Source organism: Arcicella sp. GW821-FHT09D11 (genome assembly GCF_059416265.1).
Genome location: NZ_JBWKOV010000008.1, coordinates 15,492 through 29,842 on the forward strand (window position 1 = coordinate 15,492; position 14,351 = coordinate 29,842).

At 35.7% G+C, this 14,351-nt stretch carries 11 protein-coding genes; 5 read left to right on the forward strand and 6 right to left on the reverse strand.

Annotation, left to right across the window (positions count from 1 at the left end):
• Positions 1 to 59 precede the first annotated feature (59 nt).
• From AC07N0_RS18890 to AC07N0_RS18910, 5 genes are all read left to right on the forward strand, one after another.
• Complete coding sequence (locus AC07N0_RS18890) at positions 60 to 1,634, forward strand: NAD(P)/FAD-dependent oxidoreductase (protein ID WP_494590500.1); 1,575 nt, start codon at positions 60 to 62, stop codon at positions 1,632 to 1,634.
• A 109-nt stretch (positions 1,635 to 1,743) separates the two neighbouring features.
• Positions 1,744 to 2,373, forward strand: a complete 630-nt coding sequence (locus AC07N0_RS18895) for an NUDIX hydrolase (RefSeq protein WP_492799199.1) — start codon at positions 1,744 to 1,746, stop codon at positions 2,371 to 2,373.
• 72 nt (positions 2,374 to 2,445) lie between these two features.
• Positions 2,446 to 4,173, forward strand: a complete 1,728-nt coding sequence (locus tag AC07N0_RS18900) for a hypothetical protein (protein WP_494590501.1) — start codon at positions 2,446 to 2,448, stop codon at positions 4,171 to 4,173.
• 192 nt (positions 4,174 to 4,365) lie between these two features.
• Positions 4,366 to 7,032 carry a DNA gyrase/topoisomerase IV subunit A gene (locus tag AC07N0_RS18905; RefSeq protein ID WP_494590502.1) on the forward strand — a complete coding sequence of 889 codons (2,667 nt, stop codon included), beginning with the start codon at positions 4,366 to 4,368 and terminating at the stop codon, positions 7,030 to 7,032.
• Between the two features lie 214 nt (positions 7,033 to 7,246).
• Positions 7,247 to 7,897 (forward strand): SanA/YdcF family protein, encoded by a 651-nt coding sequence (locus tag AC07N0_RS18910; RefSeq protein ID WP_494590503.1) that lies wholly within the window; start codon positions 7,247 to 7,249, stop codon positions 7,895 to 7,897.
• A gap of 93 nt (positions 7,898 to 7,990) precedes the next feature.
• Here AC07N0_RS18910 and AC07N0_RS18915 read toward each other — a convergent pair whose 3' ends face one another.
• The 6 genes from AC07N0_RS18915 to AC07N0_RS18940 all read right to left on the reverse strand — a co-directional run bounded on the left by AC07N0_RS18915 (position 7,991) and on the right by AC07N0_RS18940 (position 14,000).
• Positions 7,991 to 8,773 (reverse strand): L-fucose dehydrogenase, encoded by a 783-nt coding sequence (locus tag AC07N0_RS18915; RefSeq protein ID WP_309916077.1) that lies wholly within the window; start codon positions 8,771 to 8,773, stop codon positions 7,991 to 7,993.
• Between the two features lie 47 nt (positions 8,774 to 8,820).
• A complete protein-coding gene (locus AC07N0_RS18920) occupies positions 8,821 to 9,648 on the reverse strand; it encodes an amidohydrolase family protein (RefSeq protein WP_492799195.1) in 828 nt (275 codons plus the stop codon).
• 155 nt (positions 9,649 to 9,803) lie between these two features.
• Positions 9,804 to 10,658 carry a fumarylacetoacetate hydrolase family protein gene (locus AC07N0_RS18925; RefSeq protein WP_494590504.1) on the reverse strand — a complete coding sequence of 285 codons (855 nt, stop codon included), beginning with the start codon at positions 10,656 to 10,658 and terminating at the stop codon, positions 9,804 to 9,806.
• Between the two features lie 6 nt (positions 10,659 to 10,664).
• On the reverse strand, positions 10,665 to 11,333 hold the full coding sequence (locus AC07N0_RS18930; protein WP_309916067.1) for an SGNH/GDSL hydrolase family protein: 669 nt from the start codon (positions 11,331 to 11,333) through the stop codon (positions 10,665 to 10,667).
• 16 nt (positions 11,334 to 11,349) lie between these two features.
• Entirely contained in the window at positions 11,350 to 12,114 is a 765-nt protein-coding gene (locus AC07N0_RS18935; protein WP_494590505.1) for an SDR family NAD(P)-dependent oxidoreductase, read from the reverse strand.
• 215 nt (positions 12,115 to 12,329) lie between these two features.
• Positions 12,330 to 14,000: an amidohydrolase gene (locus AC07N0_RS18940; protein ID WP_494590506.1), complete on the reverse strand. Its 1,671-nt coding sequence runs from the start codon at positions 13,998 to 14,000 to the stop codon at positions 12,330 to 12,332.
• Positions 14,001 to 14,351 lie beyond the last annotated feature (351 nt).

Below are 14,351 nucleotides of genomic sequence, written 5' to 3' on the forward strand. Positions count from 1 at the left end.
CTCAATTAACATTATTATACAGAATTTATTATTCATTTAAGGATAAATACCTTACAATCATGAGAAAACATATATCATTAGTTTTAGAGCCCCAAATAGCTTTAGACCAAGAAAACTTCAAAAATCATTTAAGCCAATTACTACATTTTCCTGCTGATGCTAATGCCATCATTCGCCCACTGAAGAGGTCTATTGATGCCCGTGGTCGACAAGTAAAGGTAAATATCGAAGCAGAAGTATTCTTGGATGAAACACCTCCTTCAAGAATAGCATTTCAGAAAAATTATCAAGATGTTTCTAAGGCTCAACAAGCTATCATCGTTGGCGCTGGCCCTGCGGGCTTATTTGCAGCACTAAGAATGATTGAGCTGGGAGTAAAACCAATTCTATTAGAACGTGGCAAAGACGTTAGGACTAGAAGAAGAGACTTAGCGGCTATCAATAAGGAACACATTGTAAATCCAGAATCAAACTATTGCTTTGGTGAAGGTGGTGCAGGTACCTATTCTGACGGAAAACTTTATACCAGAAGCAAAAAAAGAGGGGATATTCGTAGGGTATTAGAAATTTTCGTGGCACATGGTGCTACAGAAGAAATACTAGTAGATGCCCATCCACATATTGGTACGAACAAATTACCGCAATTAGTAGCTGACCTCAGAGAAAGTATACTAAAGGCTGGTGGAGAAGTACATTTCAATACGAAAGTAGTTGATTTTATCATTCAACAAAAGGAAATTCGAGGCGTTGTTTTAGAGGATGGCAGAGAGATTTCAGGCATTGGTGTGGTGCTAGCAACAGGTCATTCAGCCAGAGATATTTTTGAATTATGCCAGAAAAGAGATGTATTGATTGAATCCAAACCTTATGCAATGGGCGTAAGAATTGAGCATCAACAGTCTTTGATAGATTCATTGCAATATAATTGTAAAGACCGCGGAGAATATTTGCCTGCGGCTTCCTATAGTTTGGTAGCTCAAACCTTTCATAAAGGTATTCAAAGAGGTGTATTTTCGTTTTGCATGTGTCCGGGTGGATTTATTGTGCCAGCAGCTACAGCCCCTGGCGAACTGGTCGTAAACGGGATGTCGCCTTCTCGTCGTGATTCTCATTTCGCTAATTCAGGGATGGTAGTAGCTATTAATGAAATAGACGTTTTGCCTTATAAAGAATACGGAGCCTTGGCGGGCTTGCAATTACAACGAGAACTTGAACAAAAAGCTTGTAAAATGACAGGCGGCGGTCAAACGGCACCTGCACAACTCGTACATGATTTTATCAAGCAACATACATCCAAAAACCTATTGGAAACATCTTATCAGCCGGGTTTACAATCAATGGATATGCTTGAAGTACTTCCAGATTTTATCGGAAAACCCTTACAGGATGGGCTACAACAATTTGGTAAAAAAATGAGGAATTATGCTTCTAATCAAGGGCAAATTATTGGTATTGAAAGTAGAACATCCTCGCCCGTTCGTATACCCAGAGACAAAGAAAATTTAGAACACCTTGAAATAAAAAGGTTGTATCCTTGTGGCGAAGGTGCTGGTTATGCAGGAGGAATCATGTCGGCAGCAATGGATGGAGAGCGTTGTGCCGAAAAATTGATTGAAAATTATGCTAAAAATTAATTTGTATGATAAATTTAATGTTAATTTACTAATTAAATATCATCCTTAATTTAACGGAAAGATTATACAATTTGTCAACGGTAGTCTAACCTTTAAAATACAAATGCCTATGATAGGTTTTGTACCCTTTACTGAAAAAATAAAAAAACGGCTTCAAGAACCTTTACCCGGAAGAATTGCTCATGAAAAAATGCTTTCTGATTCAAGGTTAAAATTGAAGATGCCTTCACCGAGCGAACGAACAAGAGAAAGCGCAGTTTTAATTTTATTTTATCCTCACAATAACAATATATACATTCCCTTGATACTTCGTCCACAATATGATGGTGTACATGGAGGACAAATGGCTTTTCCGGGAGGTAGAGCAGAAAAAGAAGACGAAAGTCTTGTACGAACAGCCATGAGGGAAGCCCAAGAAGAAATTGGGGTGCGCCTGACTGATGTAAAAGTATTAGGCACACTCACAAAGCTTTTTATTCCTGCTTCTAATTTCTATGTACAGCCAGTCATAGGATTTATCCCTCACAAGCCTGAGTTTTATCCTGATGCTCGTGAAGTGGATAAGGTAGTGGAAGTATCCTTAGAAGAGATGCTAAACCCTAGTATTATTGGCAGAACTATCATTAATGTAAGAGGTATTGAAGTAGATGCTCCCTTTTATAATATCCAAGAACATACTGTATGGGGAGCCACAGCCATGATGATTGCTGAATTAATAGATGTGGTTGAATCTATTTAAGTAAAATAATACCTCTATCACAATGGATTGCCTTACTATCATTAACTTTATGTAAACTATTCCTAAGTACCTATGATACTAAAAAAGCCCAATGTTTTTGTTAATACAATAGCATACCTTTCAATTATTTTAATTGTTGGTATTTATTACACTGTTTGTTATTCCTATTCCTACAATTTCTTTTTTCAGGATGATTATCACCTCCTCAGTTTCGTAAATACTGCTTATAATCCTTTATTGAGCTTCCATGAAAAACTACAAGCACTTTGGAGCTTGCATAACGAACACCGCATTGTTTTTCCAAGGCTTTTTGTACTGATAGATTGCTATTTACAAGGTCATATCGACTGGAAAGTATTAAATACTGTAGCTACTTTATACTATTTGGGCATTTTTATTATATTTAGCTTATTTATAAAAAGGTTAAAACTCAGCATTATTTATGCCGTTCCCATTGCTTTTATTATATTTCAGCCTGCTTCTACGGATAATTACCTTTGGACGATTTCGACATTACAACAAGTCGGGAATATTTTCTGGGCAATGCTTTTGTTTTATAGTATTTGCTTTTTCTCGCCAAAATACTTTTGGGTTTCAATAATATTAGTCTTAGTCTTGACCTTTACGCATGGTAATGGCTTGTTTAGTTTTCCCGTGGTTGCTTTAGTACTTCTTTTTCAAAAGAGATTTAAGCAATTAATCATTTGGATATGCCTGATGATTTTTGTTGCTGTAATTTACTTTTGGGGTTATCAGAACGGACAAAACTCAAACCTAGCAGGTAGTTTAAGCGACCCAACGAGGTTAGCCTTATGCTTTGGTGGTTTTTGGGGAAGTTTTGTTTCTATTATTTCACATAGCTTAGAAACGTATTATCAAGCAATAGCACTTGGCTTTATCGTATTTATCACCTTATTATTTTTTAACCTAAGATTAACCTATCAGGAAGCATTAACTTTATTCAGCAAAAAATATTCAACTATTCAAGCAAAGGAATCATCAGTTAATGGTCATTTTTTGTTAGCATATTTTATATTCTTTACCATTACAGCTCTTTTGGTTACCTTGAGCAGGTCGTGGTCGGGATTGGAATCAAGTTTCGCTAACAGGTATTTACACAACTCATTTATTCTTTTTGTGTTATTCTACTGTACATTATTGTATTACTTACCTGCCTTTAAAAGATCAATTGTTGGTAGTTTTTTAATAATAGGGATAGTATTTAATGCTTTTTCTTGGTATCAAAATTTCGACCGAATAATCTATATAAAGTATTTAAATCAAGCTGAAGCATTCAATTATCAACAGGATAAAATCACGGTAGAAAACGCGGCATCATTTAATAGAAATATCAGAGATGTTTTGGCACAATCTTTCCAAAATGGTGTAAGTGTTTTTCCCGACAACTTTTTACAACCAAGCATTTTCAAAGCTGCTAACCAAATACCAGATTCTTCAAGTCAATATAACCTTGTGATATCAAAAGATTCGTTATTGATGTTAGATGCTAAAGAATCGCATTACTTACCTAGGGTAATGTTAAAAAATACTACCTTACCCTATGACGGTCAGGCTTTTGTAGTATTCAAATCTTCCAAAAACACTTATATTTATCCTGTCTTGCATCAAAAGTCTGGCAGACGAAGATTCATGCAATTGGAGCCTTACTTTACAAAAGGATTCAGCACTTCTGTCTTGCTCGATTCCTTTGAAAAAAATACTTATCAAATAGGTATTATTCAACAAATAAATAATCAACTGATTTGTCATTTCACTCCGCAATCTATTAGTGTTCAGTAATTTTACTAAATAGATGGAGGTTTCTTAGCTTATTTCAGCACAATTAGGCTGTAATATTTATTATCTGTTATAGTGTTTCACTTATATTAATTCATAGATGTTATCAGTATTAGATGCTTTTTCTTAGCTTTTTTTATGTAAATTAGGGTTTTGAAATACCACCAAAAACGTAGAGAAGTAAAATAAGTGTCAATGGAAAACGAAAGTCTGCCTGAAAATTTAGAAGAGAACACAAACGATAATCCCCAAGACGATGCCCTTCATCAGCAAGTCGCTGTAGCAGGATTGTATGAAAACTGGTTTTTGGAATATGCTTCTTATGTAATTTTAGAAAGAGCTGTACCTGCAATTGAGGACGGATTGAAACCCGTTCAGCGCCGTATATTACACGCACTAAAAGAAATGGACGATGGTCGTTTTAATAAGGTTGCGAACGTAATTGGCCAAACTATGCAATATCACCCTCATGGTGATGCTTCAATTAATGAAGCAATGGTTAATTTAGGTCAGAAAGATTTAGTATTTGATTGCCAAGGAAACTGGGGAGACTACCGCACTGGCGATGGTGCTGCCGCAGCTCGTTATATCGAAGTAAGGCTCTCAAAATTTGCCCTTGATGTAATTTTTAACCCTCAGACTACCGACTGGCAACTTTCATATGATGGCCGTAAGCGTGAGCCTGTTGCTCTTCCCGTAAAGTTCCCTTTACTTTTAGCACATGGCGTTGAAGGTATTGCCGTAGGGCTTTCAACCAAAATTATGCCTCATAATTTTGTTGAATTGATTGAAGCCTCCATAGCAATTCTAAAAAACAAACCTTTTGAAATATATCCAGACTTTTTGACTGGTGGGTCAATAGATGTTTCCAATTATCAGGATGGTCATCGTGGTGGAAAAATTAGAGTAAGAGCCAAAATTGAAGAATTCGATAAGAAAACCTTAGTGATTAAGGATATTCCGTTCTCTACCACTACTACTAATTTGATTGAGTCTATCATCAAAGCGAATGATGCGGGAAAAATAAAAATCAAAAAAGTAATTGATAACACTGCCAAAGAGGTAGAAATACAAGTACAGCTTGCACCAGGAGTTTCACCAGATGTCACGATTGATGCATTATATGCCTTTACAGATTGTGAAATTTCAATTTCTCCGAATGCCTGTGTAATCATTGCCGATAAACCTCACTTTGTGGGTGTTTCTGAAGTGTTAAAAGTTTGTACCCAACAAACTGTAAAACTGTTAGAACGTGAGTTAGAAATACGCAGAGATGAATTGATGGAGAAATTATTATTTAGTTCTCTTGAGAAAATCTTTATTGAAAATCGTATTTATCGCCAAATTGAAGAATGCGAGACATTTGAAGATGTAATTGCTACAGTTGATAAAGCTTTAGACCCTTATAAGCCCGAATTTTACAGAGAAATCGTTGAAGAGGATATTTTAAGATTATTAGAAATCCGTATCAAACGTATTTCTAAATATGATGGTTTCAAGGCGGATGAAGCCATGAAACGCTTAGAAGAAGAATTGGCGGAGGTATTGGATAACCTTGCGAATATCATTCGTTATTCGATTGATTATTTCAAAAATATCCTGAAAAAACACGGTAAAGGTCGTGAGCGTAAAACTGAAATCAGAAACTTTAATACTATTTCGGCGGCTGTTGTGGCAGCGGCTAACCAAAAACTATATGTCGACCGTGTGGGTGGCTTTATCGGTTATGGTTTAAAGAAAGAGGAGTATGTAATGGATTGCTCGGATATTGATGATATCATCGTTTTTAGACAAGATGGACGCTGCATGGTGACGAAAGTACAAGAAAAGGTATTTGTTGGGAAAGACATTATTTATGTATCTGTTTTCAAAAAGAATGATGATAGAAAAGTATATAATTTAGTCTATTTTGATGGTAAAACAGGGATTTCGTATGTAAAACGCTTCAAGGTTACCGCTGTTACACGTGACCGTGAATATGACTTAACGGCAGGTAATCCTAAATCAAAAATTCTGTACTTCACAGCTAATGAAAATGGAGAGGCAGAAACCATTCAAATAAATTTAACGGCTTCGAGCACTGCCAGAGTCAAGCAATTTGAATATGATTTCAAAGAGTTGCTTATCAAAGGGCGTGATTCTATGGGTAATTTATTGACGAAATACCCTATCAGAAAAATTACCTTGAAATCTGCTGGACTTTCTACTTTAGGAGGCGTAGATATCTATTATGATGAGAACGTAGGGCGACTCAATCGAGATGAACACGGTAAATATTTGGGTAATTTTGATGCCAAAGATAATATCTTGGTTATTTATAAAGATGGGCAATATGAATTGACAAATTTTGAGCTAACAAACCGTTATGAGTCAAAAGACATTGTTTCGTTGACCAAATTTATTCCAGATGGTATTATTACGGCTTTATACTATGACGGTGGCTCTAAATTGTATTATGTAAAACGTTTCAGGATAGAGACAACCACGATTGATAAAAAATTCTTGTTTATTTCGGACGAAAAAGGTTCTAAGTTGACTTTTGCTAGTGTTGACGTATATCCACGCATCGCAATGTCGTATAAAAAAGATAATCAATCTGGAATTATTAAAGAAGAAGTTAATCTCGATGAAATAGCAGAAGTAAGAGGTTGGAAAGCGATGGGAAGTAAATTATCTACTTTCAAAGTTCAGCATATTACACCTTTGGCACCCAAAATTGTAGAAACGTCTGTGAAGCAATTGGATGAACCTTCGGCTAATAAAGATGCTAGTACACAACCACCGAAGTTGATAGCGCCAGAAGAAATTGATTTTCCAGAATCTGGTGATGGCTCAACAGGTGAGCAATTAGGATTATTTTAACATTTGAAAAAATCCTAAAATTTCATTTTTCCATAAAAAATACAATAATTACTGATTATAAATACATTAAAAATAGTTTTTGAATAATTTATTATGTTAAAAGTGATTTTAACGAACTACTTATTTTCAAATCTACGAATTAGTTAATATATTTATAATCAGTAACTTCCACTATAAATGATTATTACTGCTGAAAAATACCTATGAAATATCATTGACAGAGCCATTCGATTTCACTACATCAGTAAAATGGTTCTTTAAAGGAATCATCGCATTGATTTTCTTTGCGTTGATTGGTATTTTAGTGTGTAATATTTGGATTGTCTATTCAACTGAAGATAGAAATTTTTACAGTCTCGACAAACTTCCCTCAAATGATATAGGATTGGTTTTGGGTACCAGCAAAGCTGTACAAGGAGGCAAAGCAAATTTATTTTATAAATATAGAATGGAAGCAGCAGCCCGTTTGTATAAAGAAGGAAAAGTAAAGTTTTTGATTTTGAGTGGGAATCACGATTCAATTTTCTACAATGAGCCAAACGACATGAAAAAGTCTTTAATGCGTTTGGGTGTCCCAGAAAATGTGTTGATACTTGATTATGCAGGTTATCGCACTTACGATTCTATCATTCGTTGCAAAGACGTATTCAGTCAACGTAAATTCACGATTATATCTCAGCCTACCCATAATGCGAGGGCATTATTTTTAGCCAATCACCTAGGAGTTGATGCTGTGGCCTTTGCGGCACAAGATGTACAGTCTGGCTATAAAACTTATCTAAGAGAATACTTAGCACGTCCAAAAGCTATACTTGACGTATATATCCTTGAAAGAGCTAAATATCAAGAATCAGCGGGGGAATAGTATTGATAATATAATTTTCAAAATCCTTTCTTCCTATTAGGAAGAAAGGATTTTGATTTAAAGAGAGTTTTCACGAATCTACTCAATGTTTTTCTACAACAAAGCTCTATCTAAATGCGTATAGCCACCATCTACATAAATTAATTGACCTGTTGTATGGCTTGAACGTTTTGACATTAAAAATGCTACCATGTTTGCAATTTCCTCGGCAGTAGTCATACGCTTACCTAAAGGTATTTTATCCGTAATTTTTGCTAATGTTTCCTCTGGATTAGGCAATGTCTTAATCCAACGGTCATACAAAGGGGTATAACACTCTGCAACAATCACTGCATTCACCCGAATACCATAAGGCAACAATTCAACCGCCCATTCACGTGTGAGGGCATTTCTACCTCCGTTTGATGCTGCATAAGCCGAAGTACCACCTTGCCCTGTCTCAGCCGTTTTTGAACCGATATTTACGATTGCTCCTTTTGATTCTTTCAAGTATGGTAAAGCGTGTTGCGCTAACAAATAATAGTGAATTAAATTGCTATGTAACGAAGCCACAAAGCGTTCGTAGTTACCGCTTTCTAGTCCCACACCATCGTTTACACCCGCATTGTTTACTAGTCCATCGATTCGTCCAAATTTAGCTACCACTTCGTCAACAGCTTTTTTACATTCTTCTGGCTTTGATAATTCAGCTACAAACGACCATGCTTGTCCGCCTGCTGCCTGAATTTTCTCAATTGCTTTCTGATTATCAGCATCATTTCTACCTACGATAGCAACATACGCTCCTTCAGTAGCCAATACGCCCGAAATACCTTCACCAATTCCTTTTGCACCGCCCGAAACGATGATTACTTTTTCTTTGAGTCCTAAGTTCATATTAAATTTTTACCCAAAGCAATAATTGCATATAGCTGAGGTAAGGTTTAAATATTATAAAATTTGAGAGCGTTCCCTCCCATTATCTTTTTCTTTTCTAAGGTCGAAAAAGTAGAAAAATACTCATTGACAATCCCTAATTGTTCTTCATATTCAGCAGCCACTAAACAAACTGGCCAATCAGAACCGTACATAAGGCGTTCGGTACCAAATGCTTTTACTACAGTATCCAAGTATATTTTAAAATCAGCTACTTTCCAATCGTTCCATTCGCCTTCGGTAACCATTCCTGATAATTTGCAATACACATTTTGGTGTAAGGCTAATTTCTTGATATTGGTTTGCCATTGGGTATATTCGCCAGATTTTATATCGGGCTTAGCGATATGGTCTAAGACAAACTTTTGGTCTGGGAACAACTTTGCTAGTTGGATAGCCTGATCTAGCTGATAATGATAAATCAAAATATCATAGGTGAAATCAAATGCTCCTAAGGCTGTAATTCCAGCTTTGAATTTTGGTCTAAGCATAAATTCAGTATCCGCTTCTCCTTGCACTACGTGCCTAAAACCTTTTACGATAGGCAATTCTGCATAATGTTCTAAAATATCATCAACATCGTCTGCGCGTAAATCTACCCAACCAACTACAGCTTTAATAAAAGCATTTTTGTTGGCTAATTCAATCAAAAAATCTGTTTCTGCTAAAGTTTGATCAGCTTGAACGGCTACACAACCCGAAATATTATTTTTTGCTAAAATTGGAGCAAGATGTTCAGGCAAGAAATCTCGCTGAATTACCTTCATTTCATCTGAAATCCAATCATGTCGTTGTGCGTCGTACTGCCAAAAATGTTGATGTGCATCTATGGTCATAAGGTTTGTTTTTCTTTAAAAATTGAAAATAGTTTGAAAATTTGAAAAGAGGTAAGTATTAAATTACCTAAAGATAAGACACAGTTGGCAAAAACTGATAGTATCTTCTTCATTTTCAAATTTCCAAACTACATAACTCATTTTTAAATAAAAAATTATGCTTTCCAGTTTCTAGCAGTTTGTTTTTGAGTACCCAGACCTTCGATACCTAATTCAACTACATCTCCTTCTTTCAAGAAAACTGGAGGATTAAAGCCTAGACCAACACCTGGAGGAGTACCCGTAGAGATTACGTCACCCGGTAATAATGTCATGAATTGACTTAAATAAGAAACCAAAGTAGGTATTTTAAAAATCAATTGGTCGGTATTACTATTTTGTACAGTCTTTCCATTGACAGAAAGCCACATTTTTAAATCATTCTCATCTTCAATCTCTTCCGTAGTCGCTAAAAATGGTCCAAGTGGTGCAAATGAATCACAACCTTTTCCCTTACTCCAGTTTCCTCCTCTTTCAATTTGGAATTCTCTTTCTGAAACATCATTGTGTAAGCAATAACCTGCTACATAATTTAGGGCATCTGCTTCATCTACATACTGTGCTTTCTTCCCAATGACAAATGCTAACTCTACTTCCCAGTCAGTTTTCACTGAATTTCTAGGAATAATAATATCATCGTTTGGTCCAGAAAGTGCCGTAGTTGACTTAAAGAAAATAATAGGTTCTGGTGGAATAGCTGCACCTGTTTCACGAGCGTGATCGGCAAAGTTCAACCCAATACAAACAATTTTAGAAGGACGAGCCACACATGAAGCAATACGCACATCTGTAGGAATCTCTTGTAAATCATTTTGTTTTTCAACCAATAATAAACTTAGTTTATCTAAGCCATCATTCTCAAAAAAAGATTCGTTATAATCTTGAATATAGGCCGAAACATCTAGCCATTTTTCTTCTAAGATTACACCAGGTTTTTCATTACCTACTTCGCCAAATCTAAATAATTTCATAACAATTTATTTTGTAATTAAAGGGAATAATTTATCGGCAACAAACTGATTTCCAAGCTCATTTAAATGAACTCTATCGGTAGTAAGTATGCCTTTATCTTTATTTTCAGGATTATTATTCAGATTATGCGCTAAGAATTCTTTTCTTAAATCACACAAAGGAATATTATTCTTTGTCGCCAAATTTCTGATAAAAGTACTGTATTGATTCATATCACCATCCTGTTGATTACTGAAATCGGTTTTTTCTCCGATAGTAGCAGGTGTACACAAAATCAATTTTGCACCACTTGCTTGAATCTTGTTGATTAAAGCTTGATAGAATCTAATGAATTTATCAGGGTCAGTACCAGTACCTGAGGTCGCTTTGTGCCAAACGTCGTTTACACCAACATAAATCACTACCAAGTCAGGTTTTTTGCTCAATACGTCATCTTCTAAGCGTAAGTATAAATCATAAACTTTATTCCCTCCAATGCCAGCACCAATCAATTCATATTTAGCTTTATCGCCTTTCTTATCAATCATTTCCTGCAATTGCGAGATATATCCTTTGGGTTGTACGCCAGCTTGGGTGATAGAGTCGCCGAAGAAAATAATTTTTTTAGGTTTTCCCTCCTGAATAAATGAGGTCATCGTCCAGAATAATACAGAAAACAGGACTATTTTTTTCATAAGTATTGTTTAAAATTTAGTTGTTTAATCTAATAAATCCACCATCAATTGGGTAATCAGAGCCCGTAACAAAGCCAGCTTCATCCGAACATAAATATAGTGCAAGAAAAGCAATTTCTGATGGTTTGGCCATTCTTCCTATGGGCTGGGTAGCCGAAAGTTTTTCAAACATCTCTTCAATATTATTCGGATAGTTCTTTGCTAAAAAGCCATCTACAAAAGGAGTATGCACACGGGCAGGAGAAATGCAGTTACAACGTATATTCTCTTTGATGTAATCTTTGGCTATAGACAATGTCATCGTGAGGATAGCACCTTTCGACATTGAATAAGCAAAACGATCGTTAATGCCTACGGATGAGGCTACAGAGGCCATGTTTAATATTACCCCTCCTTTGTTTTCCTTCATCATCGGAACGGCAACGTACAAACAATTGTAAGCTCCTTTTACATTTACATTATAAATTCTATCGAAATCTTCTTCCGAAGTTTTTTCAAGGTTACCTACATGCGCTATTCCAGCGTTGTTTATCAAAATATCAACGCGACCGATGCTAGCAAAAACAGTTTTAACAGCCTCTTGATTAGTTACATTACAAGCATAAGCATTGGCTTTGCCTCCTTCTGCACGAATTTCGTCAACCGTCTCTTGCGCAGCTGTTTCATTGAGTTCTAAAATATTTACTTCTGCTCCTTGTTTAGCAAATAATAATGAGATTGCCCGACCAATTCCTGACCCTCCACCTGTTATTACGACTGACTTGTTAATTAATGAAAACATTGTTCTGATTTTTTTCTTGATTGTTTAGTCCTTTGTATGAAAAAAGTAATCAGGATATATAAGTAGTTTATTACGGAATCATACCCTAAATTTTTAAAAATATTATTCATAAAATAAAAATAGACGGCAGAAATAGCCGTCTATCTATGTTAAAACCCAAATTGATAAATCAAATTGTATCAAACAGGTTAAAATTATTCAATATTTTCTTCATTTTAATTTCCTCCACTCTTTACATTACTCTTATTCTCTTCAGTTGGCGTTTTTCTGATAGTTGGATAGGTAATGCCTAATTGTTCCATGTAGCTTTTATATTTCGATGGGTCGTAATATAATTTCTTCATTTCTGGTCTAAACTTAGCCATTATCTGCTGGTTGAGATTAATAGCAGGTTTATCGTTTGGTGAAATCAACGGTTCATATTTTACATCCTTCGTTTGCTCATTTTTATAATAATCCCATGCTTTGGTTAACAAATCAGGCTTTACTAACATATCTAATAAAGTAAGGGCTTCTACTTTTGCTCCTGCCGTTACACCCTTGTGTGCAATCGGCGTAGCCATACTAATAGCATTTGCCCAATGATGCCCCGGTAATCCAGGAATATTAGAAGGGTAACGCAGTACAACCGTCGGTAAATTCCATGAAATATCAGCAATATCATCCGAGCCTCCACCCATACTTACCAAGACAGGCTCGATGGTAGTATCCACTTTCATCGCTAAACCTTTTTTCTCAGGAGATTTCAATTCAATTTGTAATGATTTAGCCAATAGTTGGTCTTCTTCACTCCATTTAGGCAAACCTATTTTTTTGATATGTTCATAAACATTTTCTGCGATAGGTTTATTAAAGTGTCCGGGCCAAGCACTACCCAATACTTCGTAACTCATCGTAGTCCCTGTCATCATCGTTGCCCCTTTGGCAATTGCTACCCCTGCTTCATACAACTCCTTAATTTTCGGATATGTTCTTTCACGGAAGTAATACCATACAGCCGCTTTGGAAGGCACTACGTTTGGTTGGTCACCTCCGTCAACAATGACATAATGTGAGCGTTGAGAAGGATACAAATGTTCCCTTTTGAAATTCCAACCAATATTCATTAGTTCAACGGCATCCAAAGCACTTTTACCTCTCCATGGTGCACCTGCCGCATGAGCAGCCTCACCTTCAAAACTGAACTTTACAGAAACCAATCCATTATTACCCGCATCACCCCATTGTACGCCTAAATTATTAGCCACGTGCGTAAATATACAAGCATCAATATCTTTGAAATGACCATCACGTACAAAAATAGCTTTCGTTCCTACTAATTCTTCTGCCACCCCAGGCCATAGCACTAATGTACCTGCTATTTTCTCACGCTCCATAATTTTTTTAATAACTAATGCAGCAGTGATATTAAGCGCCTGACCAGAATTATGTCCTTCGCCATGACCAGGAGCACCTTCAATAATTGGGTCATGATAAGCTACGCCAGGTTTTTGAGAGGCCTTCGGAATACAGTCAATATCAGAGCCTAACGCAATCACAGGCTTGCCACTCCCCCATTTAGCAATCCATGCCGTTGGAATCCCCGAAACACCTTTTTCGATAGTAAATCCTTCTTTTTCAAGAATGCTTGTTATATAATTTGAAGTTTCATATTCTTGGAAGCCAAGCTCGCCAAAACTGAAAATCATATCGACCATCTGTTGAGAAAACACCTGTTTCTTGTCAATTTCCTCTATAATCTCTTTCTGTAATTTTTCTATTTTTTTGGCATCAATCAATGTTGTTTCCAACTTAGTTGCTACTTTTTTCGACTGAGCAAATAGAGGAAATTGGCTGACCAAACACAACAAAAGAAGGTAAGATAAAAAGTAAGTGTTTTTTTTCATGTTATTGATATTAAGATAGTTTAGTTGAATGAATTGTATTATCTAATTTGTTCAAATTTTCATTTGAAACAAAATATGAACTTACTTATTTATTGATAAAAAAGATAACACTTGTAAAAATAAGTACTCTTTTATCAGCATATAAGTAATTATAGCTAGAAAAGAGAGATAATTTATAAAAACCATCTCCTAACAATTGCCTATCAATGTTTCTAAACAATTCTTCTTTTATTTAGTTAAATCTGCCCTTATTCATTTACCATTCTTAATCCTATATAACCAACCAAATTAATATTCTTATCAGCCTTATCTTTTAGGCGTCAAAGTTTGTAACTTTGGCAATCTTTTGGA

What these genes read in the sequence shown, in the direction of transcription:
- AC07N0_RS18905 (WP_494590502.1), top strand. Translation starts at nt 4,366, where the DNA reads ATGGAAAACGAAAGTCTGCCTGAAAATTTAGAAGAGAACACAAACGAT.
- AC07N0_RS18890 (WP_494590500.1), top strand. Translation starts at nt 60, where the DNA reads ATGAGAAAACATATATCATTAGTTTTAGAGCCCCAAATAGCTTTAGAC.
- AC07N0_RS18900 (WP_494590501.1), top strand. Translation starts at nt 2,446, where the DNA reads ATGATACTAAAAAAGCCCAATGTTTTTGTTAATACAATAGCATACCTT.
- AC07N0_RS18915 (WP_309916077.1), bottom strand. Translation starts at nt 8,773, where the DNA reads ATGAACTTAGGACTCAAAGAAAAAGTAATCATCGTTTCGGGCGGTGCA.
- AC07N0_RS18925 (WP_494590504.1), bottom strand. Translation starts at nt 10,658, where the DNA reads ATGAAATTATTTAGATTTGGCGAAGTAGGTAATGAAAAACCTGGTGTA.
- AC07N0_RS18935 (WP_494590505.1), bottom strand. Translation starts at nt 12,114, where the DNA reads ATGTTTTCATTAATTAACAAGTCAGTCGTAATAACAGGTGGAGGGTCA.
- AC07N0_RS18920 (WP_492799195.1), bottom strand. Translation starts at nt 9,648, where the DNA reads ATGACCATAGATGCACATCAACATTTTTGGCAGTACGACGCACAACGA.
- AC07N0_RS18930 (WP_309916067.1), bottom strand. Translation starts at nt 11,333, where the DNA reads ATGAAAAAAATAGTCCTGTTTTCTGTATTATTCTGGACGATGACCTCA.
- AC07N0_RS18940 (WP_494590506.1), bottom strand. Translation starts at nt 14,000, where the DNA reads ATGAAAAAAAACACTTACTTTTTATCTTACCTTCTTTTGTTGTGTTTG.
- AC07N0_RS18895 (WP_492799199.1), top strand. Translation starts at nt 1,744, where the DNA reads ATGATAGGTTTTGTACCCTTTACTGAAAAAATAAAAAAACGGCTTCAA.